Origin of the sequence: Bacillus carboniphilus (assembly GCF_039522365.1) — a bacterium.
Classification (GTDB): domain Bacteria; phylum Bacillota; class Bacilli; order Bacillales; family JC228; genus Bacillus_BF; species Bacillus_BF carboniphilus.
This window is the reverse complement of record NZ_BAAADJ010000062.1, coordinates 50953-74254: the sequence shown is the minus strand read 5'-3', so window position 1 is coordinate 74254 and position 23302 is coordinate 50953. Positions and strand designations below refer to the sequence as shown.

The following is a 23302-nucleotide window of genomic DNA, read 5'->3' as shown; positions in this document are numbered from 1 at the left end:
GCAAGAAAAGCGAGGGTGCTCATGCGAAATCTAGATGAAGAAAGTCAAAAAAATTGGAATGAAGCTATGCACATTTGTCGAGTTTTGATAGGAGTGGGAATCCTCATATTTATTCTATTTCCTTTATTACAGGATCTTGTGCATACTTGGGTGTTTGGGATAATGTTTAGTCTGATTGGGTGGGCTGTTAAAAAAATAGATGAGAAACTAATAAAAGATAAGAAATGAATGAAGTGAATCAGTTTTTTAAAAAAATGTACCTACACAAGGACGGAGATACCAATGAGTAATCTAAGAGCAGGATTTGGTCTTGACCATAATGGTTATATTGTTAGTGACGTCAGTAAAGACAAGATTGAACCTATCTACACCCCTTGCATTCAAGAGTCCGTGGAGAACCTTAGTAAGTTGTTTCCGGATCAATTACACAGTGTCTATATTTACGGCAGTGTAGCCAGGGGGGAAGCCATTATCAACAAGTCAGATTTAGATCTTCTCGCTTTGTTTAATGATTCACTCAGTCCAGACGAGATTAAAAAAATAAAGAGCATTGCAGGAGATTTGTCTCAAAAAAATCAATCTCTCGTTCGTGATGTAGGCATTGCTGTTGGATACTACAACTATATGATTGATCCAGCGAATTACTATGAAATGGCATTTCTTAAAGAACTCTGTGTTTGTGTGCATGGCGAAGACTTGCGAAGCAGATTTGGTCCTTACAAACTCACATCAGAAATAGCCATAAGTTTTAATGGAGATATTCGTGATGTTCTTACTCGGACCATAAGCCGGCTAGAAGCAGCATCTACCGAGGAATTAAAATCCATTACACAAAGCTTTGCTCGGAAGCTTATACGAACCTATTATTCTATGGTAATGGCCCGTTCTCAGATTTGGTCAACAAGAATTCACGAGCAATCCGAGGTGTTTATCAACTACTTCCCTCCCAAAAAAGCTATCATTTCCACCTTGCATGAATGGATTGAGAATCCTCCAACAGATCGAAAAATAGTTATTGAGTTTTTCATGAGAGAAGGTAAGTGGGCCAGTGACAACTTTGTCCATGAAGCGAAAAGTACTTAGCTATAGCAAGTAAGGGTTGTTAAATATCTATTTAAGGAGGTCGTTGAAAGAGACGGTCTTTTTATTTTGCCTTTTATTCAGGTCAAAAGAGCAGATTCTATGGAATATTATGTTAAAATTCTATTAAACTCAAAAGTGTTAATCATAAAAGATAAGGGGGGATTCTTTGAGTAAAAGGGCACTATTGTTTATATTCCTTATTTCGTTAATAGGATGTAGTCAAAAAAGTGATACCCCCTACTATTCATCTTTAGACCTAGAAGGCTATTCTAACCAACAATTTGAACAAGAGGGCGTGTTTATAGATCCTGACTCAACACTTGCTAGTGACATGACAAGGACAGAAATCATGGGACTAATAAAAAAAAGATTTGAATCAACAACATACCTTATTGGGAGTGGAGTTTTTCGAAACCCAAGATTTGAAGGGGAGCAAATCTTTTATGATAAAAAAGAAACCCCTATTTTAATCTTTTTTCAATTGGGGCTATCCCAAGATTTAAGAGGGGCTGGTGTCAGCGAGTCCATTCCATCTAATGGAATCACGATTATGCAAACAGATGGTGAAATATTAAAGAGGATCCTCATATCAGCGGAACATTTACAATTACATGGAAATCCTATTCTAGTTGTTCAGTAGCACAACGCGACTGAATGTTTTTTGAAAGAAAGCGAGTTGTTAAAATGAGTGTGAAAATAAAAAAGTGTAACCTAGATGATCTTCAAATACTTCAAAACATAAGTATAGAAACATTTAACGATACATTCCAAAACCAGAATTCACCTGAAAATATGAAACTTTATTTAGACAAAGCTTTTAATTCTAAACAGTTAACAACGGAACTTTGCAATATCTCTTCGGAATTTTATTTTGTCTACTTTAATAGTGAAGTCGCTGGATATTTAAAGGTGAATACTAATGGTGCACAGTCAGAAGACATGGGTACGGATTCACTGGAAATTGAGAGAATCTACCTTAAGAATAGTTTTCAGAAACTAGGTCTTGGTAAATATCTTTTAAGTAAAGTTATGGAAATTGCACTTGAACGTAATAAAGAAAAAATCTGGCTAGGTGTATGGGAAAAAAATGAGAATGCTATTTCTTTTTATAAGAAAATGGGCTTTGTCCAAACTGGTGCACACTCTTTTTATATGGGTGATGAAGAACAAACGGATTATATAATGGTTAAAACACTCTAATAACTATTTAATAACAATGGATAAAGGAGTATTAAACTTGGTCAAAAATCTCCTTAAGATGTTTTCTGATTATAAGTTTAATGTTTCCATCTATTTTTGAGGTGAGCATAAATGCAGAGAAAGTTGTCTCCATTTTACATATTACTGGCTGCCATACTTTGGGGAACTACGGGGACAAGTCAGACACTTGCACCTGAAGCAGCACATCCGATTGCAATCGGTGCAACTCGCTTAGCTGTAGGTGGTCTATTTTTATTGTGTATAGTACTTGTAGTAGGAAAATTAAACTTTAAAAATTGGCCAATAAAGCCTACACTTTGGGCTGCCTTAAGCATGGCCTTATATCAACCATTGTTTTTCACGGCCGTTACCAAAACAGGGGTGGCCATTGGAACTGTTGTGGCCATTGGGAGTGCTCCCATTTTATCCGGATTCATTGAGTGGATTTACTATAAAAAACGTCCGGGATTCATATGGTGGTGTTCTACATTCCTATCCATCTTGGGTTGCGTCATCCTATTTGTCAATAAAGAATCTGTATATGTAGACCCTGTTGGAATCCTAATGGCTTTAGGCGGTGGACTATCGTTTGCCATTTATACTCTAGCCAGTAGAGGTTTGGTTGAGAAATATTCATCTTTATCGGTGGTTGCCGTTGTATTCACCCTTAGCACCATCCTTTTATCACCGATTTTATTTGTTTTTGATATGTCCTGGTTTACAAGTTTAAGAGGGTTGAGTGTAAGTCTGCACCTTGGGATTATGGCGACTGGAATTGCTTATTTACTTTTTGCTAAAGGTCTCATCCATGTTTCTTCTTCAACGGCTGTGACGCTTGCATTGGCAGAACCATTAACGGCTGCCTTATTAGGAGTGTTGATAGTAGGTGAATTCTTAAACTTAACTTCGTGGCTGGGAATCTTCCTCTTAATGTTGGGAATCAGTGTATTGATCTGGTCATCCAAAAGTAGCGGGAGTGAAAAGGAACTTGAGAAAGTAGTAAGGTCGTCATAATTGGCGACTTGTTTTTTTGCCATGAAGAGGGACATATAAATTTTTGAATAATTTTGTAACTTACTGTGACCTCTATCCGTTTTTAAAGTGTAATGAAAGGAGGGGGAGGTTTTGGATTCAAACAAGATCAAACAGGATATAAATCATTGGTACTACCAGTATAGTAATGACATTTTTAGGTATGTCTTTTTCATGATTGGTGACCGAGAACAGTCAAAAGATATTTTACAAGATACTTTTCTGCGAGCTTACAACCATTACGAAGCTTTTGATGGGAAAAATGTAAAGGGCTGGCTTTTTAGGATAGCTCGAAACTTAACCATCGATTCAATAAGAAGGAAAAAACCGATTTCTTATTTTAAGGACTTATTCCCATCCTTTTCTGAAAAATCACCTGAACAAATTACATTGAAAAGTGAATTTGAGAAGCAGCTGTATATTTCATTGAATCATATTAAGCGCCAATATAAGGAAGTCATCATTCTAAGAAAAATCAAAGAGTTTTCAATCAGTGAAACCGCCGAAATATTAGGATGGACCGAAAGCAAGGTGAAGGTTTACTTGTTGAGAGGGATGAAGGCATTAAGAAAAGAGTTAGAAAAGGAGGGATATCATGAAACAATTTGATTCTGATCAGTATGATGAGGGTCTAAAATCTTTGGATAACGGAGTTAACTTGAGTGAAGAAGAACAAAACAAAATGATTGATCAAATAAATACAAAGATAGGAGATGTTTCACCTAAAATGAGGCAATCACCAAAAAAATGGAGATATTATTTGGCATTTGCATCTGCGTTCTTAGTGATAACTATATTATCTTTACCACAACTTAGTCATATGCTGGGTGAAAGTACCGAAACCACTGTTGAAGAAATGGTTGAAAGGCATTATGAGGCATATAACAACAAGGACTTTGAAACCTTTTTTGACATGTTGAGTACACGAGAACAAGAGAAAATGCTAGTATCAAAAACTTATAGTGATTCGAGTAAAAAAGAGCTAATCGAAACAATTAGGAGAGATAAAGAAGAAATAATAAAAATGTGGGAAAAGAGTTGGAGACCTGTTGAAGTTATCAAAGTTGAGGAACAGAGCGGAGCAACTGAAGAGAGTACAACCGTAGCAGCAACCCTACATTACCCAGCAAGAGGTACTTCACCAGAAGCAACAATCCTCATGACCTTTAAAGTAGTCAAAGAAAATGGAGAATGGAAATTTGATGAAGTCCTTAGTTCTGAACCGGTTAATTAGAACCTCCCATTTTTAACACCTCCCTTTTTGCCTATATCAATTCTACCTATATCTACCTGTTTCGGAGCATGTTTGTCAGGGTAATTTCATATGGATAGGAAAATGACAAAAAGGAGAGTTCCGATGAAATCCTTAAAAATGATCGCAAGTGGTATAGGGTTACTTCTTGTTTTATCAATAGGTATTATGAGTACGGTTTATGCAGATAGTGACACTAAGGAAGATAGCATTAATGAAAAATACGGACTTCCGGTTGTTGTATATGGAGAAGCACTTTCTGAGGCGCAAAAAGAAGAGGTACGTGAGCTGTTAGATGTCGAGGATCCCTCTATGGTAAAAGAAATTACGGTAACCGGAGAGGACCTTGTTTATTATATTGGTGGGGATGCACATTCTAATATGTATTCCTCCGCGAAGATTACAAGAAATGACTCTGGAGAAGGGCTTGTCATTAACCAAGTTACTCCTGAAAACATTACCGAGGTTACCAATGAAATGTATGCCAACGCTTTATTGACAGCAGGTATTGAAGATGCAGTGGTAGATGTAGCTTCGCCGGTAAAAGTAAGTGGTCATTCGGCTCTGGTTGGAATTTACAAGGCTTATGACGAAGGGGAAGGGACAGCCCTTAACAAAGATAGGACAGAAGTGGCAAATGAAGAGCTGAGCCTTGCCACTCAGTTAGCTCAAAAGGAAGGATTAGATCAGGACAAAGTCAGTGAACTGCTAACGGAAATTAAGCAGCAAATTGCAGATCTAGATCCTGCCTCAAAAGAAGAAGTGGAACAAATCATTGATGAAAGATTAAAATCACTTGAAATCAGCTTGAGCCCTGAGGATCGTCAGCTACTAATTGATTTATTTGAAAAAATGAGGAATTTAAATATTAACTTTGACAATGTTCAGTCACAGCTTGAAAACCTCGCAAACGATATACAAAAAAGGATTGAGGACGTTGTGGGAGACAAAGGTTTCCTTCAAAAGATTGGTGATTTCTTTCAACAGATCTTTGATTTCTTTAAAAAATTGATTGAGAGTATTATGAGTTTATTCTCTTAAACTATGATGCAGGGAGCACTAATGCTTCCTGTATTTTTTTTGGCATCTAGGTATTGGTGTTAAGATTTGAGAACCCTGGACTGGAATAATATGTTAACATTATATTGTGACATGACGAAAGGTATAGCCCTCGGCAAAAGGAGGATGTAGATGATAGCCAAGAATCGGCCATTTGTCATTGCAATCGCCGCGGTTTCTGGTGGTGGGAAGACAACAATGGTTAAACAATTAAATGGAAAAATGAAAAACACTAAAGCACTTTACTTTGATGAATACAATTTTAATGGCCCGACTGACATAGTGAGGTGGGTGGAGAATGGGCCAGATTATAATGCTTGGGATTTATCGCCACTCAGAAGGGACATAGAAGGGTTACTTTCAGAACCTCTAGATTATATTCTTCTGGATTATCCGTTTGCTTATCAGAATTCTCAAATCAGTAGTCTTATAGATTTTGCTTTCTTTATCGACACTCCTTTAGATATAGCTCTTGCTCGTAGGATGATTAGAGATTTTGCTAATCAGTCCAATCAGGAGATTTTGATTGAGATGGAAAATTACGTTTCAAAAGGAAGACAGGGTTATCTTGAAATGCTAAAAACGATTAAACCTAACTCAGAATTGGTTGTAGATGGGATGTTACCGAGTGATGAGCTTGCGAATGTTATGAGTGAAATTATATTAAATAAGTTTAAGAGGTAAAGGGGGACAACCTTATAAAAAGTGTAGTCATTTTTCTTAGTACCGTTTGTATCCTATGTCTCACTGTTTTCGCCTGCTGGAGTTTCCTTAACTCATGTAATAATTTTTTAAGGGAGAAGCTAATTTCTGATAATATCTCTGAGGTAAAGGTAATGCCCTATGAACAAGAGGAATGGACCATTACAGATCAAGCGGAAGTCAATTCAGTCCTTCGATCGATTAACCAATGTCCAAGGAGGTCTACAGAAGAATGGGGTCTACCAAGTGAGAGCGGAACAATTCTTTTTGTTTCGGAGAATCAAACATATACAGCTGCCCTATACGAAAACCTAGATGGGACCTATGACTTTCATTATCGTAGTAAATTCATTTATAGTCGGTATTCGTTTTCGAGCATAGATTGATAGAAGATTGAATAATGAAATATAGAAATTAGTTATTTTCTACTAAAAATTCTCTTGTCTTCATAATTACTATCTGCTAGAATCATATAAAAATAATAACGAAATTCATTTATTAAATATAAAAAAAGCGATGACAGGAACTTAGTAGTCGTTATCTCACTGTTCAAAGAGAGTCGGTGGTGGGTGGAAACCGATACAAAGATAACACGAATTACAATCCTGGAGCTGTCTTTGTGAATGCATTTGCAAAGAACGGGTGAACCGTTAAACTGTTGAGTGGAAGGATTATGTCCTTCAATTAGGGTGGTACCGCGTGTAAAAGTTAAACCACGTCCCTTTGTTTGGGATGTGGTTTTTTTTATTTATTAGGAGGAAATAGCATGAGTGACGTATTACAACAATTGAATGAAGAGCAGCTAAAAGAAGTAAAGAGACAAATGGCCATTTATAGCCAAGGGGTACAAGAAATCATACCAGCAGACGAGTTAGAACAGAAAGTTGCAAAGTCAATATTAGAAAACAAGCCATTGAAGATAAAATTGGGGCTAGATCCCTCTGCTCCAGATGTACATCTCGGACATACGGTTGTATTGAACAAAATGAGACAGTTCCAAGAAAATGGACATGTGATTCAACTCATCATTGGGGACTTTACTGGGAAAATCGGGGATCCAACGGGTAAATCAGTGGCCAGAAAACAATTAACAGATGCAGAAGTGAAGCATAATGCCAAGACATACTTCGAACAATTTGCAAAGGTAATAGACATGGAGAAAGTCGAGTTACACTATAACTCTAAATGGTTAGCAACCTTGAATTTTGAAGATGTCATTCAGCTGGCCGGAAAAATTACAGTAGCCAGAATGTTAGAAAGAGATGACTTTGAAGATCGAATTGCGACAGGAAAGCCTATTTCCCTTCATGAATTCTTTTACCCGCTAATGCAAGGCTATGATTCAGTGATGTTGGAATGTGATATTGAACTAGGTGGAACAGATCAGCACTTTAACATTTTGATGGGGAGACATTATCAAGAGAAGTTTGGAAAGGAAAAGCAGGTTGCTTTACTCATGCCATTACTAGAAGGGCTAGATGGCGTTGAGAAAATGTCTAAGTCTAAGAAAAACTACATTGGCATTGATGAAAGTCCTCAAGAAATGTACGGAAAGTCCATGTCGATTCCAGATGAGTTAATGATTAAATACTTTGAATTAGTAACGGATTTTACTCCTGAAGATATTCAGTCGTTAAAGGGCAAGCTAGCAACTGGTGAATTACATCCAAGAGATGCGAAAATGTTATTGGGTAAGACGATTGTAAGGATGTACCACGGAGAAGAAGCAGCGGAAAAAGCTGAACAGCATTTTGTATCCGTTTTTCAACAAGGATCTTTACCTGATGAAATTCCAGTAGTTGAGTGGAATGGGGAAACAGAGGTTTCGGTCATAGATTTACTTGTGGATTTAAAACTGTTCAGCTCCAAAAGTGAAGCTAGAAGAATGATTGACAATAGAGGGGTCAAAATCGATGGGAATAAGGTAGAGGACACTAGACAACAAGTTTCGGTATCTGATGGTCTAATCATACAAGTTGGGAAACGTAAATTTGTAAAACTAAAATGTGATTAAGTTCGTTTCTCCACGGGTTTAAATCTGGCTATCTGCGAATAATTCGGCAATCCGCGAATAAATAAACCGCTACTCAATATAAAGTAAAGAGCAAAAGATCGTCTAAAACGGCGATCTTTTTTTATTTTTGCCTTCTTCCATCTGGAAAATTATGTTTAAATTAAACTATAAAACATGTAATTGAAAATAAACTAGAGGTAGTGGAGGTTTTACCATGGTAGAATCATCTGTTTTATCCTTTCAATCAAATGACGGCATGGAAGTCGTAGCCAGAAAGTGGATTCAAGAAGATCTTCCAAGGCCAAAAGCGTTGGTGCAAATTGCGCACGGGATGGCTGAACATATCATGCGCTATAATCACTTGGCAAAAGAATTAGTTGCTCAGGGCTTCTTTGTGTATGGAAACGACCACCGTGGTCATGGGGAGACAGCTAGAAAATCCAATCGTCATGGGTACTTTGCTGACGAAGATGGTTTTGAAAAAGCTGTGGAAGATATGCAGACACTAACCTCCATTATGGAAAAAGAATATCCCGGTGTTCCCATTATTTTGTTTGGACATAGTATGGGATCCTTTTTATCAAGACGATATATTCAACTTTACGGTAATGAATTGGCTGGTGTGATTTTAAGCGGGACCGGTGGGGATCCTGGATTCATGGGGAAAATCGGTAGAATGATAGCCTCCTGGGAAAAGAAAAAGAAAGGGAGTCAATCTCCTAGCCCATTATTAAACAAACTGACATTCGGCAATTTCAATAAAGCCTTCCGCCCCAATCGAACGGAATTTGACTGGCTCACCAGAAATGAAAAAGAAGTGGACCAATACATCGAAGATCCTCTCTGTGGAGGCATCTTTTCAACTGGCTTCTTTTTTGATTTTCTAAATGGATTAGAAACCGTGCATAACCCGAAACATTTACATGCTGTTCCAACTGAACTTCCCATTTATCTCATTTCGGGAAGTAATGACCCTGTTGGGGGGAAGAATGGCAAAGGAGTGATAGAGTCCTATCAGTCCTTTCAAAAAGCAGGCATGGAAAACGTAACTTACAAACTATATGAAAATGCCCGTCATGAACTGTTAAACGAAGTCAATAAAGATGAAGTAATTCGGGACGTGATTGATTGGATCCATCAGCATATTTAAATTTACTAGAAAATTATAGGGCATCACAGTGAATATAGGGGGGTTCTTCAATGGCTGGAGGTATATTTTTAATATTGAACGGATTATTTCTGATTATCTGGCCGGATATTGTTTGGTTGATAACAGAGGGATGGAAATCAAATGAAGCGGCCGAACCTTCTCTTTTTTACATTTGGTCCACACGCTTTGGTGGTGTAGTATCTATAATCCTAGGTGTAGGCTGGATGGTTAAGGTTTTTCGTTCTAGAAAGGGGAGGTAGAGGGAATTTGCCTAGTACTAAGAAACTAAAAGTCTTTAAAAATATATATCAAATCTTATCAATAGGAACACTCTTTTTTGCAATGAGTGCATTCTTCTTCAATAGTCTAACTCCACTTGATGAGCTCACCATCGCTTTAATCCTTTTTGCAGCCCTGTGCTTATTTCATGGGATAGTAGGCATACTTGAACATTCAACAAAAATTGAAATCATATGCAGTTTTATTGTTTTTCTATTTATAATCCTAACCTGTATTTATTACATACCCTTTTCTCTGTACTTTAAATAAGTAACTTTTACAAGGAGCCAATATAATGAAGGATTTATTGCTTGGAATTTTTTTAATCGTATTTGGTCTAATTATGATCCTGAACCCCTCTATCATATGGGTTATATCTGAGAGCTGGAAGTCCAGTACTTATAGTGAACCTTCAAATTTGTACATTTTTTCCACACGTTTTGGGGGCATTATGATGACTCTCGCAGGGATTGGATCAATGGTTGTTTATTTCCTATCAAAGAAATAATGGAAGTAAAGGAAACTTATATTAGGGAGAGATATCTTGAAAAAATCAGTGATGATGTTTTTGCTGTTACTTGGTTTAGTAGGGTGCTCTAATGAGAAGGGAGTCAATGTACAAGAAACATTACTGGAAAAATCAGAGATCCTTTTCAGTAGCCTAATGAATAAAGATTGGGAAGGTTTTGCTCAACATATCCACGTTGATCGAGGCCTTGTTTATTCCCCTTTTTCAAATGTAGGTGATACGGATGATTTACTTTTTAAAAAAGTTCAAATAGAAAAATTCGGTCAGGATCAGACTCAATATAGTTGGTCGTGGGACCAAAGTGGAGTGACCTTTGATGACACTCCAAATGGGTTTGTTGATAATCTTCTCAAAAAACATCCTATGATTGATTATGAATATACCTACGCCAGCATCGCATTTAATGACTCCGAGATTGGTAGTGGGGGAAGTCAACCAAATACGATTCATGAAGTTTATCCTGATGCCTTTTATGTAGAATATTTTCATGAACCAGAAGAAAACCATTTTGAGCTCTGGCAGTCTATTCGATTTGTTTATGAAGAAATAGATGGGGATTGGTATCTAGTTGCATTAGTTAGAGGAGCTCATAACCCGTGAGGATCTTTTTAATATTTATTATAATTCTACTTCCTGTAGGAATTATTGGCTGCCAAAAGGAAACGGAAAAATCAGAGCAAGTGTCTATCAATCATCAAATCATAATATCCAAGGAATTTCAGGTGAACTCAGATTCTACGGATTTAAATACTTCGGTAAAAGGTACAATATTTCTTAGTGGGGAAGAAAGCGCAGTAGAGCGAGCACAAATCGTTGCAATGATAAACATAGACCCAGAGGATTGGGGAGGGGTAATGTTCAGTATCCATAAAAACTGGAACATCTCTAGTTTTACAAGTAGCTATCCTGAAGATGAAAACGAGGAAAATCCAGAGGATTATGTATCCGTTTGGACCACAACAGAAGAGACCAGACATGGACACAATAAGATGATAGAAATTGGGAGAGGACATCAACGTTGGACACCAACTGGTGGTGGGGGAGGAACAGTTGTCATTGAACTGGTCCGAAACAAAGAGTCGATTCCTACATCTGACGTATTTAGCCTAACTGTTGGAGTTGGATCAGAAGAAAGTGACGGTATAAAGTCAGCACACCCTGACTGGAAAATGATTGAAATACCTATACCTCATTGATAAAGGGAGGATAAAATGAAACCTAAATTGACTAAACACATGAACATTTGGTCATTTGTTTTTTCGTTCATTTGCCTTATAGTGTTCTTATCCGGATTGTTCCCATTAGATTGGGTTCTGTATATGGCTATCCTTAACTTATTTCTTGGAGTAATAGGATTAGCGGGAATTCAAGGTTGGAGCGGAATGCTAAGAAGTATCACTACCATCATCCTTACAATTGGATTAACGGCTGTAATAACGAGTGTACTAACTGTCGGAGGTTTATTTAACTAACGAGTCTTTTGTGTAAAATAAGGATAACAAGTTAGTTAGGAGATATCCTTCATGAATATAATTTCCGTAAGTGAGTGGAACGATGCACTTTGGCAGGATGCAAGCCCACTTTATATAGAAGCGTTTGGGGATAAGGGTGCTAAGTCAGTTAAGATCATTAAAAATATGTTTGCGCAAGGAATTGCCGAGCTGCATGTAGGGTACATCGATTCGAAAGCTGTTGTTATGGCCCTTATAGGGAAGCTTGTTTCTGAGCGTGTGTTAATAATTGATTATTTGGCGGTTTCTAAGGAAGTACGCGGTCATGGGCTTGGTAAACAATTTGTAGATAATCTCCGAGAGAAAGCGGTTGATGAAGGTTATCAGAAAATAATCATTGAGGCCGAGTCTGAAGATACTCCAGATAATAAAAGACGGATCCATTTTTGGCAATCATGTGGCTTCATACTGACAGAGTATGTCCATCATTATATATGGGTACCGGAAACCTACCATGCCATGTATCTCACTCTACTTCCAGGTTTGAAAAAGGAAGCGGGAGAAGAACTGTTTCGCTACATTATCACCTTTCATAAGCTTTCGTTTCGTATGAGTGGGAAGTAGAAAAAGAGTAGAGTAATCAGTCCAAAATTAGGGAAAATGTTATGGAACGGGTTTTTACTTAGATCTAATGATTACAATAAGAACAATAGACTTGAAATACACAGACAGGAGTTGGTGCTATGAGTAATGCGAAAGGGAAAGGCGGAACCGGAAGAGGGACAGGCAAGAAAGGTTGGAACCGATGGCAAAAAAGTGCAAATAAGCGAAAAAGTGCAAAACCATATACAAGTAAAGGCGTTAAAAATAATTCGGGAAAAGATAAATAGTCATTTATAAGTTACATATCAAACAAGTTTTCGGAGAATTAAATGAAACTATCTAGAAGCATCTTCGTAGTCTTTATTAGGACTATAAAACGGAGGTGCTTTATGCTTTCACAGGTTCTTTGGTTCATTGGTGCAGCTTTGGTAATTGGCGGAATCTTATATCGCGACTTCAAAAAGAAAAAATTACGCCGAAACATAATAAAATACCCACCTTTAAGCAAAGAGGCAGAAAAACAAATAGCAATTGAAAAAGAGAAAACCAAAGGTGGCTTTCTTAGAATGTGAAAGGGACAGGAACCAATTTTAAACAGATACGTCTAAGTAAATAAAGGGGGGAGGGAAATTTGTCAAAAAGCAGAGCTTTATTTCTACTCGTTGCCATTTTAATAATAACTATCACTGGTTGTACTAAAAACAATATGCCAAATGAAATGCCAGATGACTTTGCCTTTTTAGTGAAGTTTGGTGTGGGGAGCAAGAATGAAATCAATACGTTTGATCAGACTGTTACCAAAGACTTAATAATGGATGGGACTGTAACCGAAAATATCCCCTTAACAAAAGAAGAACTACAAGATATCTATGAAAAAATGAAAAAGGTAAATGTGTTAGAGCCAAAGCAATTGGAACCAAAGAAAGTAAGGTGTATGCAAGACCCCCATGGGAATGACCATTGGAAAATAAAATTGAATGGGGAAACCATAATATTTCATGTTTCAGAGGTCTATTGTAAGCCAACAAAAGATGCCAAGGAACTAATGGAGTTAAGAGACTACATTTTCGACATCGTTTCAAAGAAGGATCAATATAAAATGTTACCTGAAGCTAATGGTGGCTATAAATAATAATGGTTTATAGTTCAAGGACAGAGACAATAGTTAATTATAATTATTTTTTCCCTTTAACACTCAATTGGATTATTAGATATTGAATATGAAATTGTGGAAGGTACGGTTTGTTCAAGAGGAAAAGGATTAGGAGGAATGATCTGGCACATTGCAGTTCACCCTGATTATCGTAGAAGTGGGATAGCAAGAAAACTGCTAGTAGAAGCAGAAAGGATATCAAAAGATATTGGGTTAAACCGTCTTGAAGCCTGGACAAGGGATGATGAATGGGTGAATAAATGGTATGAGACAAATGAGTTTAAAAAAGTATAATCATATTTGCACGTATACATAGATGGTGGAGAGGAATTGCAGGGGGTGCTAAAGAGTGATTTTCCAAAACTGTACCCCATTCAAGCATTTGCCCATTATGTGGGTGAAGATAGGGACCTGATAAAGAATAAATTTAGACGTGTTCACGAGTGTAATTGTTATGAGAAACCGTTAAGTTAGTCTATTTTACACTAAGGCGTTGATCGTTAGAGGATTGGCGCCATTTTTGTTGAATAAGTTGTAGGTAGAATTGGGATTGTAATAGTAAAAGGTAAAATTATAGATTAGGAGAAAATATAAATGAAACTTCATATTACGAATGAATTAAATAGCCAGCATAAGCAACATATTAACGCTGAACTTTATAAATTTAATTTAAAGCACTTTCCCAAAGACTTAGGAGGAAGGTATGAAGAAATCTGCCTTTTTCTTAAGGATGATGATGGCAATATCCGCGGGGGCATTCTTAGTGAGGTATGTTGGAATTGGTTAGAAATACACACTTTTATGATAGACGAAGATATCAGAAGGTCAGGGTATGGGACGAAATTATTGTTAGAGTTAGAGAAAATAGCGATTGAGAAGAAATGTGATTTCGTTAAAGTAGATACTTTGAGTTTTCAAGCTCTGGATTTTTATAAAAAGAATGGCTACCAAGTGTTCGGTAGTATAGATAACGTAGGTAGGGACCATAAGCATTACTATTTAAAAAAGGATCTAACACGATGAGTGGTTTTTGATAAAAAAGGACAAAAATAAAATCTGTATGTTTGATATAGTTACAGTTAAGGAATTATTTCCCTATTCTAGTTAGAGTATCAATAGTAAGGTGGTGAGTAATGAATTACTTAGATAGTGTTCAAGCAGCAATAGACTATTTAGAAGAAAATATGGAAGAGAAAATAGAATTAGAAGAGGTTGCTAAAAAAGCCTCCCTGTCACTCTCTCATCTATACCGTATGTTTTATTCCCTTACTGGACATCCAGTCAAGGACTACATGCGTAAAAGAAGAATTAGCATCGCTTCAGAACATCTGAAAAACTCGGACTGGACAGTCATGGACATTGCTATGAATGTTGGTTTTGAATCACAGGCATCTTTTTCAAAATCGTTCAAGAAAATAGTTGGAGTCTCTCCTAAGGGTTATAAAGATTCAGATATGTTTTATTGTTTTGAACGTATTGATTTACAGGAAAAAGTAAACTATCTAGAGGGACGCGATTTGTTCGATAGATACCCAGAAGTAAAGGTAATCCAAATGAAAGATATGACTGTACTAAGTTACATACATAAATCAGACTGTGAAATAGGAATTGAAAAGGATGCATTAAAGGCAGTTCAGCGGCTTATTCGTAAATCAGATTTAGAACAGAGGAAGATGAGACTTTTTGGTCGAAATATAAAATTAAGATACGATGAAAATCAGGGTGATAAACCTTTCTCATACGCCTATGAAATGATGATTTCTATCGAAGATCCTATTGGGAATTCAATTGCTGGAATGCAAATGAAACATATTCAAGGGGGGATGTATGCCGTTGGGTCTACCCCTTCACATTGTGATCAACAAATTCTATCACAATGGAATCTAATGTATTCAGAGTGGCTCCCCAAAAGTTTGTTTAAAGAAGGTACACACACTTATTTAGAAGAGTACATTACCTATAACGAGAAACTAGTTCGAATGAAACTATATTTGCCAATTGAACGTCAATTAAAACCTGAATTGATCACAGTAGAGGAAACGGAACCATTCTGTGTGGCATATAGTAGAATTTACGGACGTGGTAGCCAAGAAAAAGCTGATGACATCCTATCTAAATGGTTAATATCAGATTCATCCACTGATTACTCTGGTGCTACATTATACTTATCTTACAATTATGGAAATGAAAATGGCTTGGAACATTGGAGTGAATACGGTATAACCATTGATTATAAACGTGAAAACTTTAAACATTCTAATATAAAGCAAAAAACCTTGGGTGGTGGGTTATTCGCAGTTATTGAAACGAAAGCATACGGAACCCTCTCTGGTGTTTTAGAAATTCTTCACCGCTGGATTGTAAATGGTGAAAATTACATTTTAGATGATTCAAGACAATGGTTTGCTCAATATCATTCTACTAATATAAGTTCATCTAACAATTACATTTATGTCCGAATCTATATACCTATCGTTGAGAGGAGCAAATGGTATGGATGACAAAGCGATAAGGAAGATTTATCCGTTAGAAGGGTACCTCCCTCAACGAACCCCACAATCTTTACAGGTGCTATTAGGTCAACAAGAAAAGAAAGAAAAACAAAAATTAGAAGTAAAGACAGTTACGATTGATCCATTTTCCATGCTGGCGATCAAAGTATCTGGTAGCATGGAAAACTTTGAAGCCGGACAGGAAGTTCGAAAAGGGTGGAAAAAACTAATGAATGTTATCTCTTCTGATCGTTCCATTTCAATGGAAGAAAATGAAGGGATTGTCTTTTATGATCAAGGAAACATGGTGAAATCAGATGGTACGATTGAGCTTTGGATTGGTATTAAGGTGAGTGATATCACTCATCCACCCGAAGAGTGTGAGTATATCTCTATACCAAAAAGAAAATACGCTAAAATGGATTGCTGTTGTTTCAGTAGAGCAGAAATGGACCGCAGATATCATTATTTGAGCGAATGGATGAAAGAAAAAGGCTACCAAATTGATAATGGTCCCAATGCTTTCTCGCTTGAGCCCAATAGACTTGACACATTTAATTCATTTGAAGTACCAGCTCATGAAATTCAAGCATTTGATTTTGATATTTTATATCCAATTAAATAAAGGAGAGGTAAATATGAGTAAATCATTTATTGAACAAGTACATTATATTAGAATCCCAGTTAGAGATTTAGATAAGTCTGCACAATGGTATAGAGATGTATTAGGGCTTCAGTTACTAACCATTACGGAGGATCCATTTGCGATTATAAAAGTAAATGAGGGACCTTTTTTACTGATCTTAGTTCCTACTCAAGATGATACATTTTCACATTTTACCATTGATAATGAACCAGCTTTTAACATTGGATTTACTAGCCCGGAATTATCTAATTTTCACCAACATTTACTGGAAAACGAAGTCAAAGTTGAGGATATTAAGGAAGATAACGGACATGCCTATTTCCACTTTTATGATCCAAATGGAAATAAATTTCAAGTACACTGGTAAATGTAGATGTGCTTAAGAAAAAATAAAAACATATTCAAATTTAAGAACGCTTGGGTTTAGATCCAAGCGTTTGTTTAGTTGGTATAATTTTTGGATTACTATTCCACTGGTTAAATAAGACCATTATATTACTGTTAAAGATTTTCTGGGTTAATTCTTGGTTGTGTTGGTTCAAGAGCCGCTGCTACACGAGCATTCTTATTGTGACGATCATCTTCGTATTCCTTATCTATTGTATTGTATTTTTCTATGTCTTTGGGGCTTTTATTATATTTTGCCACGTAATCACCTCCTATCGATAATATGTCCATTTGTACATTTAAAAATAAAATAGGTGGAAAACATATTCAGAATATAAAGTCTTTTTTTGGGATATTGTGGTAAAATTTTATTAAATAACTAGAAAACCAATAATTTAAAAAGCGAGATGATTGGGTGAATAAAAGTAAACAAGAAATGCTACAGCATCAATTACGTTCCATAGAATATGTTGAATCATTAAGGACTGTAAGTGAAGAGAGATGGAGAACGCAAATACTCGGAGGTAATTGGACAGTGGCAGAAATTATCGGTCATTTTGCACCTTGGGATGAATTTGTTCTACATAAGCGTTTACCATATATATTTACAGAGCATACGCTTCCTAAAGGGCCAGATGCTGAGAGTACAAATGAAAAATCAGCTACTATTAGTCGAGAACAAGATAAACAAGTTACAATAGATCATTTTGTTTCTTTGAGAAAAGCACTTTATAAAGCAATTGATGAAATTCCTGATGATCGTTGGGAAGGAGAATTCTCAATTGGGAAAACCACTTTATCTTTATACGAATACTTTAAAGGGTTAGCTCAGCATGACCTTCACCATTTTGAGCAAATAGAAAATAGCTTGTGTAAATAAAGTAACGGAGCATAAACGGAGCAGTTAAATTTAATAAGTTCCTAGTTGTATTTGTGTATTGCGGGAGAGGTAAGTCTTTAGAAGTTTAAATCTATAGTTTCTTATTAACGGTTCAGAATAGCTTAGGAAGGGTTAATTTGTTATATATTCCTTAGACCCTTACAATTTAGTCATACATCTATTTGACTCTAAAGGAGGAGTTTCATATGTCAAGAAAGGCTATTAGTGCACCTGGAGCTGTTGCTGTGGGTCCTTACTCACATGCAATTGAAGCTGGAGATTTATTATTTTTATCCGGGCAAACACCAGTAGACTCACAGACTGGAAAGCTTGTAGAAGGTGATATTGTTGAACAGACAAATCAATGTTTTAAGAACCTTTTCAATGTATTGGAAGCAGCAGGTTTAACTCCTGATCATGTTGAAAAAGTGAATGTATTCTTAGCGGATATGAATAATTTCACGGCAATGAATGAAGTTTACTCTAAACAATTTTCTGAGCCATATCCTGCTCGTACTACCATAGGTGTGTCATCTCTACCTCTTGGTGCACAGGTTGAAATCGAGATGATAGCTAGAAGATAAAATAAAGGACAACCAGAAATATCTGATTGAGAATCTGCAGATTTAATTAAAGCAAATAAGCAAACAGGTATACCTCCAAGAGGCACCTTTGTTTTTTTTGATTGCTTAGGAGTAATTAATGGTGAACGAAAAAATGGGGGGCCTGTAGGTTTATCTATTTGTAATGGAGAGGTTATTCATCCTCGGGATGAGGTAAGGAATCATTACTTTGATGTAGAAAAATTAACTACCCAAGGTTTATTGGATGGTGCTACTTGAGTGTATTATGATTGGGTTTCTAAAAAAATTCACTAAAAAAGTTGAAGAAGAAAACTTGAATATTATGTGTTTAAATACCATTTATTCAAAGGGAGATTGTTTACAAAAAGGGGGATATCACTTTGCGATTTTTTCTCAAAAAACGTGCAATTTTCAGTATTATAGCGGGGGTAGTAGTGTTATTTGTCAGCTATAAAACATACACGTTTTTCAATGGTTCACCAATCGAACGACAAGAATTAGTGAAAAGTGTAATCGAACTGTTTGAAAATGAAGGAAGAATGGATGATGTCGAAAGTATGGCTACTCGCTATGATTCAAATGCTGGAGATTTCGATGTAGTAGTAAAATTTAAGGATGAACCAAATATGAATTATATTTATCTTAACGGCAAGAATGGACCAAAATCATTAGAAAAACAGACTGACAGAGAATTGAAACAGACTTATCACGGGGAGTTTGAATACGTTGATTTAGATTGAATAGTCAATGGAGCGTTCTTCAATAAGCAGAAAGGCTTTTTTCACTAATGGATCATATTGTTTAACAAAATGAAACTTGTATTACAGAGGGGGGAAGCTATCGAAACGAGTAATGAGTGTTGCCCTAACGGTTTTTATCTTGTATCTTGCAGGTTGTGATAGTGCTGATGATACCCTAATAAAAAAACAACAGAATCAACTCAAAGCACTAGTTGATCAAATTGCGAAGCTCGAAGACATCATTAAGGAAAAGGATAAGGTTTTAGCGGATCAAAATAAAGAGTTTTCATACTTAAACGATTTAAAAAAGGAGGAACAAGAGGCATACGAGCAATTTGCTCAAGATAAAGATTCCCAGCACCTAATAGGTATATCACCTGAAAAGATACTGTTGATTTATTATCATTCAGTAGTTATAGATGATGTTGAAGCAATTTATAAATTAACTTATGATGACGGAACGTTACCTGACCTATCTACTTTTAAGCAGATGTATTATAAAGAAGGGGTTGAGTGGAAGAGAACTAGAAAACACTCTTAAATTCAGGTATTACAATTTCATTAAATCAAGAGAAGATAATAAAACAGAGGATGAAGTTCTTGTAGAAATGAATGTTAGTATTGGTCATTATCAGACATCAAGTGTTATGCACTAAAAAAGCAAAATGATATTTGGAAAATGGATATCTTACATTTGATGGAGTATTTAAAAGAGACAAATAAATCATAATGATTAACAAGGTAAGTTGAAGCATAGTGTAGATCACCCCATGATCCTATTGTGCTAAAGAGGCAGGTTTGTGAAAGTAGAAGAATGTTTTCGTCCCAAAACTTGAATCTATTTCCATCCATATACGTAATAGTAGAAAGGCTTTTTTAGTATGGGAGGATTACGAATGGTCGAATTTCGAAAAATTACTTGGGACAATTTTGAAGAATGTATGAGTTTAGAACTCTATGAAGAACAGAAAAATTTCCTTGCACCCAATGTCTATAGTCTTGCTCAATCGTATGTAGCATTATTAAATGATGAATTACCAGCCATGACATTTGCTATCTATGATAAGGGTACTATGATTGGTTTTATAATGATGTATCATGATACCGCGGAAGAAAATGAATATGGCAATGAATCATGCTATGGTGTTTTAAGGTTTATGATTGACAAGAAATACCAGGGTAAAGGTTATGGTAAGAAAGCAATGGCAAAAGCACTTGAATATATTAAGACTTTTCCTCAAGGTGAGGCAAAAGCAGTTTATATTGCCTTTGAACCTAAAAATACGATTGCGAAACAATTATATGCATCATTTGGCTTTAAAGAAACAGGAGAAGTTAATGATGCAGATGAGGTAATACTTAAATTAAATTTGTAAAGGATTAGTATTTATCTATATAAAAATAAGTGAAAGTTCCTATTGAAAATTTGGTTTTTGGTAAGGATAGCACCAGAATAGTCAGAATATTATAATTTTTACTAATGGAAGAAGGAAATCTAGAAAAAATATGAGGAATTAAGCAATTTAAATGCTTACATAGCTCTTGTCTAATTGTTTGGGAGTGATGCGGATGCATATAGGAAATGAGGGAATATACCCAAATTGTCCCTTTATTACGAGAACAATAGAGGTAGGGGGACTTACGAAGCAGCAGCTTATAAAGAGATTGCAGGAATACTCTATCCTTTTGAATCAGTATGGAGAGACGCTTTTAAATGATAAAAAATTTCCGATATCTGATTCAAAGTACACCATGAAAACTGTTGAAATATCCGTTGGTAACCTTGGTTTTCCTGAAGGGGCTACAACTGCTCATATCTTCAATAAAGCGAGAGATCTTGGTTTGGAATTGTATCCGCTTGAATTTGGACCGTATCTAAGACTGGAGTATTTGGATCAACCTGAAGGTGATTCGGGAAATACAGCAGCATCAAGCTCCAACAGGATCTATCACAGTAGCATCGAAGATACTAACTGAAGACGATAATTTCCCAAAAGGCTTTTATCTTATACGAATTAACGGCGAGTTCTGGCTTAGGGGTTACATTGCAGATGAGTTACACGTTTGGAATTCTTCTGACCGTTTTGTTTTTTGTCTAACAAAAGTGTTTGAATAAAGCTATAGAATGACAGCATTGTTTCTTCTGGAAGATACTAGAGTTGAAGATCTAGGGGTTGCCGAGGCAACTTCTTTCTTATTGTACAAAAGGATCAGGATAGTCAAAATAGTTATGGAACATATTTTGAGGGAATACCCTATTCTTTAAAAATTAGAATGATGATAACTGGAGGAATATATGAGGGTCTTATTTATTATCTTTTCTATCATATTGTTAGTTTCTTGTGATAACAAGTCCTTAGCAACAGTTGTTGATGAATATGATGTCAGTAATTTAAGCAGTGATTTTGGTAATAAAAAAGCATATGAAATAGGAGCTAGTGTTGAAGGGATCCTATTTTTAAAGATACCAAAAAAGCATTAGAACACGCGAAATTGGACTACAAGGAAGGCTTTGAAGCAGTAGCTGCGGAATTCGAATTGGAACCCATTAGTCATGATAATTATAAAGACTATAAAAAGTTTGCTTGGCAAATTACTGTTAAGGAAAAGAATGTTCAACAACAAGGGGTTGAAATTTCAAAATTTCTTGATAAATACGAAAATAGTTTTGAGTGAAAATTTATTAAGCTAACGAGGCAGATCGCTCAATAAGAGATGAGTGTATGTCGTAAAACACTTATATGCGACATAACAAAAGAGGGCTAGGTAAGTAATAAATACCTAGCCGTTAGATATACGGCTAATCTTTTTATTGATTTTTAAAACGTAGGCGATAATCACTGAACTGAAAATACTGGTAAGGATTGCACTCCCAACACCCATCCATATGATTGACATTAGTTTTGCTTTATAGCCTGGAAACATAAGTAATCTCCTTTGAAGTTAATACTTTTAGGATGGACTATTTTTGAAAAGGTATGTGGGGTTAGTGATCATTAGTTCAGAAATACGACAAAGACAGAAGGGGCAGTTGTTTAGCTAACGCTTTAGTGTAGTTCAATAAAAGACTTATGTCACAATGAAAATAAAAAACCGCTCAATCTTCTAGTCATTGAGCGGCATGTAAACAGTTTATTATTTCTTTACAGCATGGATATAATGAATGGTTTCAAATGCAGACAAATAATCCGATCGATTTTTAAAGAACAGGTCATTTATCATCTGAGGAGTTAGATGTTCATAAATGAGTAGACCTGCTTTTTCTAACATATTCTCGACTTCATTATAAGAGAAGCATGATTGCATGGTTTCTCCACCTACTGAAGCCATTTTCAACATATTTTCAACTCGATTTGACACTCCTTTTTCTTCAAAGAGTTTTTCGTCTGCATAATCAAAGACTATTGAGCTTCCTGGTGGGACCTTTGCAAATAAGTGGTTCAACAATCTAAATATTTCTTCTTTCGATAAATAATAAGTAACTCCTAAGAGACTAAAAAACGTTTTTTTATTTAAATCGAATCCTTCATTTATAAGGTCTTGCTCGGAAAACATTTTCGTGAAGTCCATTGAGACAAAATGAAGATGTTTTGGGATATGAAAATGGGTATCTGCTAGTCTTTTCCTTTTAAATTCTTGAGTAGCTGGATGATCCGTTTCAAATATTTCTAATTTATTTTCTAGTTCGGGATGTCTAAAACAAAAAGTATCTAACCCAGCACCGAGAATTACGTACTGATTTACTCCTAACATCATTTCATGGTGTAAGACTTTTTCACAATATGCAGCACGAGCTAATGGTGTTGGGGAAAGTTGCACTTGGGTAATCCATTTTAATATTTCATCTGGTTGATCTTGAAACTTTTGTGCAATATCTTGGTTTAAAAATGATATTCCTTTAATCATATTCTCACGAATCCCTAAAAACTCTTCTTGGGAAATTAGATCTTTTGCAATAAAATCATCGAAAATTTTGGGTGCATCATTTTGACTGTGGTAGGCCCGAGCGAAAGCTGATACTAAGGAAGTCACACTGGTTTCATTTTGCATCATACCATTATCCCTC

34 protein-coding genes, 2 pseudogenes and 1 other annotated feature are annotated in these 23302 nt (G+C 35.9%); of the genes and pseudogenes, 33 read left to right on the top strand and 3 right to left on the bottom strand.

The window, feature by feature from the left end; all coding sequences use genetic code 11:
- Positions 1–282 precede the first annotated feature (282 nt).
- The 25 genes and pseudogenes from ABDZ91_RS19225 to ABDZ91_RS19105 all read left to right on the top strand — a co-directional run bounded on the left by ABDZ91_RS19225 (position 283) and on the right by ABDZ91_RS19105 (position 17012).
- Positions 283–1083, top strand: coding sequence for a nucleotidyltransferase domain-containing protein (locus tag ABDZ91_RS19225; protein WP_343802722.1), 801 nt, complete (start codon positions 283–285; stop codon positions 1081–1083).
- A gap of 166 nt (positions 1084–1249) precedes the next feature.
- Positions 1250–1723 (top strand): hypothetical protein, encoded by a 474-nt coding sequence (locus ABDZ91_RS19220; protein ID WP_343802719.1) that lies wholly within the window; start codon positions 1250–1252, stop codon positions 1721–1723.
- Between the two features lie 44 nt (positions 1724–1767).
- Positions 1768–2283: a spermidine/spermine N(1)-acetyltransferase gene (gene paiA, locus ABDZ91_RS19215; RefSeq protein WP_343802717.1), complete on the top strand. Its 516-nt coding sequence runs from the start codon at positions 1768–1770 to the stop codon at positions 2281–2283.
- Between the two features lie 111 nt (positions 2284–2394).
- Complete coding sequence (locus tag ABDZ91_RS19210) at positions 2395–3297, top strand: EamA family transporter (protein ID WP_343802715.1); 903 nt, start codon at positions 2395–2397, stop codon at positions 3295–3297.
- A 111-nt stretch (positions 3298–3408) separates the two neighbouring features.
- Positions 3409–3924, top strand: a complete 516-nt coding sequence (locus ABDZ91_RS19205) for an RNA polymerase sigma factor (RefSeq protein ID WP_343802713.1) — start codon at positions 3409–3411, stop codon at positions 3922–3924.
- Complete coding sequence (locus ABDZ91_RS19200; protein WP_343802711.1) at positions 3911–4549, top strand: nuclear transport factor 2 family protein; 639 nt, start codon at positions 3911–3913, stop codon at positions 4547–4549. The genes ABDZ91_RS19205 and ABDZ91_RS19200 overlap by 14 nt, the downstream gene beginning before the upstream one ends.
- A gap of 123 nt (positions 4550–4672) precedes the next feature.
- A complete protein-coding gene (locus ABDZ91_RS19195; RefSeq protein WP_343802707.1) occupies positions 4673–5608 on the top strand; it encodes a DUF1002 domain-containing protein in 936 nt (311 codons plus the stop codon).
- 150 nt (positions 5609–5758) lie between these two features.
- Complete coding sequence (locus tag ABDZ91_RS19190) at positions 5759–6310, top strand: nucleoside/nucleotide kinase family protein (RefSeq protein WP_343802705.1); 552 nt, start codon at positions 5759–5761, stop codon at positions 6308–6310.
- Between the two features lie 152 nt (positions 6311–6462).
- A complete protein-coding gene (locus tag ABDZ91_RS19185) occupies positions 6463–6714 on the top strand; it encodes a hypothetical protein (RefSeq protein ID WP_343802702.1) in 252 nt (83 codons plus the stop codon).
- A gap of 121 nt (positions 6715–6835) precedes the next feature.
- Positions 6836–7054 (top strand) — a binding site (T-box leader).
- 40 nt (positions 7055–7094) lie between these two features.
- Positions 7095–8342 carry a tyrosine--tRNA ligase gene (gene tyrS, locus ABDZ91_RS19180; protein ID WP_343802699.1) on the top strand — a complete coding sequence of 416 codons (1248 nt, stop codon included), beginning with the start codon at positions 7095–7097 and terminating at the stop codon, positions 8340–8342.
- 214 nt (positions 8343–8556) lie between these two features.
- Positions 8557–9492: an alpha/beta hydrolase gene (locus tag ABDZ91_RS19175; protein ID WP_343802696.1), complete on the top strand. Its 936-nt coding sequence runs from the start codon at positions 8557–8559 to the stop codon at positions 9490–9492.
- Between the two features lie 50 nt (positions 9493–9542).
- Entirely contained in the window at positions 9543–9752 is a 210-nt protein-coding gene (locus ABDZ91_RS19170) for a DUF6199 family natural product biosynthesis protein (RefSeq protein WP_343802693.1), read from the top strand.
- A gap of 314 nt (positions 9753–10066) precedes the next feature.
- Positions 10067–10279 (top strand): DUF6199 family natural product biosynthesis protein, encoded by a 213-nt coding sequence (locus ABDZ91_RS19165; RefSeq protein WP_343802690.1) that lies wholly within the window; start codon positions 10067–10069, stop codon positions 10277–10279.
- Between the two features lie 36 nt (positions 10280–10315).
- Positions 10316–10900, top strand: a complete 585-nt coding sequence (locus ABDZ91_RS19160) for a hypothetical protein (protein ID WP_343802687.1) — start codon at positions 10316–10318, stop codon at positions 10898–10900.
- Positions 10897–11496 carry a hypothetical protein gene (locus tag ABDZ91_RS19155; RefSeq protein ID WP_343802684.1) on the top strand — a complete coding sequence of 200 codons (600 nt, stop codon included), beginning with the start codon at positions 10897–10899 and terminating at the stop codon, positions 11494–11496. The genes ABDZ91_RS19160 and ABDZ91_RS19155 overlap by 4 nt, the downstream gene beginning before the upstream one ends.
- Before the next feature lie 15 nt (positions 11497–11511).
- Entirely contained in the window at positions 11512–11772 is a 261-nt protein-coding gene (locus ABDZ91_RS19150; RefSeq protein ID WP_343802681.1) for a hypothetical protein, read from the top strand.
- A 51-nt stretch (positions 11773–11823) separates the two neighbouring features.
- Positions 11824–12375, top strand: coding sequence for a GNAT family N-acetyltransferase (locus ABDZ91_RS19145; RefSeq protein WP_343802678.1), 552 nt, complete (start codon positions 11824–11826; stop codon positions 12373–12375).
- A gap of 119 nt (positions 12376–12494) precedes the next feature.
- On the top strand, positions 12495–12641 hold the full coding sequence (locus ABDZ91_RS19140; protein ID WP_343802675.1) for a DUF3934 family protein: 147 nt from the start codon (positions 12495–12497) through the stop codon (positions 12639–12641).
- 102 nt (positions 12642–12743) lie between these two features.
- Complete coding sequence (locus tag ABDZ91_RS19135) at positions 12744–12926, top strand: hypothetical protein (RefSeq protein WP_343802671.1); 183 nt, start codon at positions 12744–12746, stop codon at positions 12924–12926.
- Positions 12927–12985: 59 nt separating this feature from the next.
- Positions 12986–13486, top strand: a complete 501-nt coding sequence (locus ABDZ91_RS19130) for a hypothetical protein (RefSeq protein WP_343802668.1) — start codon at positions 12986–12988, stop codon at positions 13484–13486.
- Positions 13487–13552: 66 nt separating this feature from the next.
- Positions 13553–13981 (top strand): annotated as a pseudogene (locus tag ABDZ91_RS19125) (GNAT family N-acetyltransferase); the annotation flags it as partial.
- Positions 13982–14101: 120 nt separating this feature from the next.
- Entirely contained in the window at positions 14102–14530 is a 429-nt protein-coding gene (locus tag ABDZ91_RS19120; RefSeq protein ID WP_343802665.1) for a GNAT family N-acetyltransferase, read from the top strand.
- A gap of 110 nt (positions 14531–14640) precedes the next feature.
- Entirely contained in the window at positions 14641–16008 is a 1368-nt protein-coding gene (locus ABDZ91_RS19115) for a helix-turn-helix domain-containing protein (RefSeq protein ID WP_343802662.1), read from the top strand.
- On the top strand, positions 16001–16624 hold the full coding sequence (locus ABDZ91_RS19110) for a GyrI-like domain-containing protein (RefSeq protein WP_343802659.1): 624 nt from the start codon (positions 16001–16003) through the stop codon (positions 16622–16624). The genes ABDZ91_RS19115 and ABDZ91_RS19110 overlap by 8 nt, the downstream gene beginning before the upstream one ends.
- Positions 16625–16637: 13 nt before the next feature.
- Positions 16638–17012, top strand: coding sequence for a VOC family protein (locus ABDZ91_RS19105; RefSeq protein WP_343802656.1), 375 nt, complete (start codon positions 16638–16640; stop codon positions 17010–17012).
- A 134-nt stretch (positions 17013–17146) separates the two neighbouring features.
- On the opposite strand, the gene ABDZ91_RS19100 is transcribed toward ABDZ91_RS19105, so the two are convergent.
- Positions 17147–17293 carry a hypothetical protein gene (locus tag ABDZ91_RS19100; protein WP_343802653.1) on the bottom strand — a complete coding sequence of 49 codons (147 nt, stop codon included), beginning with the start codon at positions 17291–17293 and terminating at the stop codon, positions 17147–17149.
- 154 nt (positions 17294–17447) lie between these two features.
- Between ABDZ91_RS19100 and ABDZ91_RS19095 the strand changes: the two genes are divergently transcribed.
- The 8 genes and pseudogenes from ABDZ91_RS19095 to ABDZ91_RS19060 all read left to right on the top strand — a co-directional run bounded on the left by ABDZ91_RS19095 (position 17448) and on the right by ABDZ91_RS19060 (position 21912).
- Positions 17448–17912, top strand: a complete 465-nt coding sequence (locus ABDZ91_RS19095; protein WP_343802650.1) for a DinB family protein — start codon at positions 17448–17450, stop codon at positions 17910–17912.
- Positions 17913–18118: 206 nt separating this feature from the next.
- Positions 18119–18496 carry a RidA family protein gene (locus tag ABDZ91_RS19090; protein ID WP_343802647.1) on the top strand — a complete coding sequence of 126 codons (378 nt, stop codon included), beginning with the start codon at positions 18119–18121 and terminating at the stop codon, positions 18494–18496.
- Positions 18497–18876: 380 nt separating this feature from the next.
- Positions 18877–19236: a DUF3139 domain-containing protein gene (locus tag ABDZ91_RS19085; RefSeq protein ID WP_343802644.1), complete on the top strand. Its 360-nt coding sequence runs from the start codon at positions 18877–18879 to the stop codon at positions 19234–19236.
- A gap of 112 nt (positions 19237–19348) precedes the next feature.
- Complete coding sequence (locus ABDZ91_RS19080) at positions 19349–19777, top strand: hypothetical protein (protein WP_343802641.1); 429 nt, start codon at positions 19349–19351, stop codon at positions 19775–19777.
- Positions 19778–20132: 355 nt separating this feature from the next.
- Positions 20133–20612 (top strand): GNAT family N-acetyltransferase, encoded by a 480-nt coding sequence (locus ABDZ91_RS19075; RefSeq protein ID WP_343802638.1) that lies wholly within the window; start codon positions 20133–20135, stop codon positions 20610–20612.
- A gap of 193 nt (positions 20613–20805) precedes the next feature.
- Positions 20806–21352 (top strand): annotated as a pseudogene (locus tag ABDZ91_RS19070) (helicase).
- A 180-nt stretch (positions 21353–21532) separates the two neighbouring features.
- Positions 21533–21718, top strand: a complete 186-nt coding sequence (locus tag ABDZ91_RS19065; protein WP_343802635.1) for a hypothetical protein — start codon at positions 21533–21535, stop codon at positions 21716–21718.
- A gap of 11 nt (positions 21719–21729) precedes the next feature.
- Positions 21730–21912: a hypothetical protein gene (locus ABDZ91_RS19060; protein WP_343802632.1), complete on the top strand. Its 183-nt coding sequence runs from the start codon at positions 21730–21732 to the stop codon at positions 21910–21912.
- Positions 21913–22017: 105 nt separating this feature from the next.
- Here the strand turns inward: ABDZ91_RS19060 and ABDZ91_RS19055 are convergent, their stop codons facing one another.
- Together ABDZ91_RS19055 and ABDZ91_RS19050 are read right to left on the bottom strand one after the other, a co-directional pair.
- Complete coding sequence (locus ABDZ91_RS19055) at positions 22018–22161, bottom strand: hypothetical protein (protein WP_343802629.1); 144 nt, start codon at positions 22159–22161, stop codon at positions 22018–22020.
- Between the two features lie 210 nt (positions 22162–22371).
- Positions 22372–23289 (bottom strand): class I SAM-dependent methyltransferase, encoded by a 918-nt coding sequence (locus ABDZ91_RS19050; protein WP_343802626.1) that lies wholly within the window; start codon positions 23287–23289, stop codon positions 22372–22374.
- Positions 23290–23302: the final 13 nt, after the last annotated feature.

What these genes read in the sequence shown, in the direction of transcription:
- ABDZ91_RS19080 (WP_343802641.1), top strand. Translation starts at nt 19,349, where the DNA reads ATGAGTGTTGCCCTAACGGTTTTTATCTTGTATCTTGCAGGTTGTGAT.
- ABDZ91_RS19110 (WP_343802659.1), top strand. Translation starts at nt 16,001, where the DNA reads ATGGATGACAAAGCGATAAGGAAGATTTATCCGTTAGAAGGGTACCTC.
- ABDZ91_RS19210 (WP_343802715.1), top strand. Translation starts at nt 2,395, where the DNA reads ATGCAGAGAAAGTTGTCTCCATTTTACATATTACTGGCTGCCATACTT.
- ABDZ91_RS19115 (WP_343802662.1), top strand. Translation starts at nt 14,641, where the DNA reads ATGAATTACTTAGATAGTGTTCAAGCAGCAATAGACTATTTAGAAGAA.
- paiA (WP_343802717.1), top strand. Translation starts at nt 1,768, where the DNA reads ATGAGTGTGAAAATAAAAAAGTGTAACCTAGATGATCTTCAAATACTT.
- ABDZ91_RS19225 (WP_343802722.1), top strand. Translation starts at nt 283, where the DNA reads ATGAGTAATCTAAGAGCAGGATTTGGTCTTGACCATAATGGTTATATT.
- ABDZ91_RS19165 (WP_343802690.1), top strand. Translation starts at nt 10,067, where the DNA reads ATGAAGGATTTATTGCTTGGAATTTTTTTAATCGTATTTGGTCTAATT.
- ABDZ91_RS19090 (WP_343802647.1), top strand. Translation starts at nt 18,119, where the DNA reads ATGTCAAGAAAGGCTATTAGTGCACCTGGAGCTGTTGCTGTGGGTCCT.
- ABDZ91_RS19055 (WP_343802629.1), bottom strand. Translation starts at nt 22,161, where the DNA reads ATGTTTCCAGGCTATAAAGCAAAACTAATGTCAATCATATGGATGGGT.
- ABDZ91_RS19185 (WP_343802702.1), top strand. Translation starts at nt 6,463, where the DNA reads ATGCCCTATGAACAAGAGGAATGGACCATTACAGATCAAGCGGAAGTC.
- ABDZ91_RS19150 (WP_343802681.1), top strand. Translation starts at nt 11,512, where the DNA reads ATGAAACCTAAATTGACTAAACACATGAACATTTGGTCATTTGTTTTT.
- ABDZ91_RS19200 (WP_343802711.1), top strand. Translation starts at nt 3,911, where the DNA reads ATGAAACAATTTGATTCTGATCAGTATGATGAGGGTCTAAAATCTTTG.
- ABDZ91_RS19145 (WP_343802678.1), top strand. Translation starts at nt 11,824, where the DNA reads ATGAATATAATTTCCGTAAGTGAGTGGAACGATGCACTTTGGCAGGAT.
- ABDZ91_RS19190 (WP_343802705.1), top strand. Translation starts at nt 5,759, where the DNA reads ATGATAGCCAAGAATCGGCCATTTGTCATTGCAATCGCCGCGGTTTCT.
- ABDZ91_RS19170 (WP_343802693.1), top strand. Translation starts at nt 9,543, where the DNA reads ATGGCTGGAGGTATATTTTTAATATTGAACGGATTATTTCTGATTATC.
- ABDZ91_RS19140 (WP_343802675.1), top strand. Translation starts at nt 12,495, where the DNA reads ATGAGTAATGCGAAAGGGAAAGGCGGAACCGGAAGAGGGACAGGCAAG.
- ABDZ91_RS19120 (WP_343802665.1), top strand. Translation starts at nt 14,102, where the DNA reads ATGAAACTTCATATTACGAATGAATTAAATAGCCAGCATAAGCAACAT.
- ABDZ91_RS19135 (WP_343802671.1), top strand. Translation starts at nt 12,744, where the DNA reads ATGCTTTCACAGGTTCTTTGGTTCATTGGTGCAGCTTTGGTAATTGGC.
- tyrS (WP_343802699.1), top strand. Translation starts at nt 7,095, where the DNA reads ATGAGTGACGTATTACAACAATTGAATGAAGAGCAGCTAAAAGAAGTA.
- ABDZ91_RS19065 (WP_343802635.1), top strand. Translation starts at nt 21,533, where the DNA reads ATGAGGGTCTTATTTATTATCTTTTCTATCATATTGTTAGTTTCTTGT.
- ABDZ91_RS19175 (WP_343802696.1), top strand. Translation starts at nt 8,557, where the DNA reads ATGGTAGAATCATCTGTTTTATCCTTTCAATCAAATGACGGCATGGAA.
- ABDZ91_RS19195 (WP_343802707.1), top strand. Translation starts at nt 4,673, where the DNA reads ATGAAATCCTTAAAAATGATCGCAAGTGGTATAGGGTTACTTCTTGTT.
- ABDZ91_RS19050 (WP_343802626.1), bottom strand. Translation starts at nt 23,289, where the DNA reads ATGATGCAAAATGAAACCAGTGTGACTTCCTTAGTATCAGCTTTCGCT.
- ABDZ91_RS19075 (WP_343802638.1), top strand. Translation starts at nt 20,133, where the DNA reads ATGGTCGAATTTCGAAAAATTACTTGGGACAATTTTGAAGAATGTATG.
- ABDZ91_RS19105 (WP_343802656.1), top strand. Translation starts at nt 16,638, where the DNA reads ATGAGTAAATCATTTATTGAACAAGTACATTATATTAGAATCCCAGTT.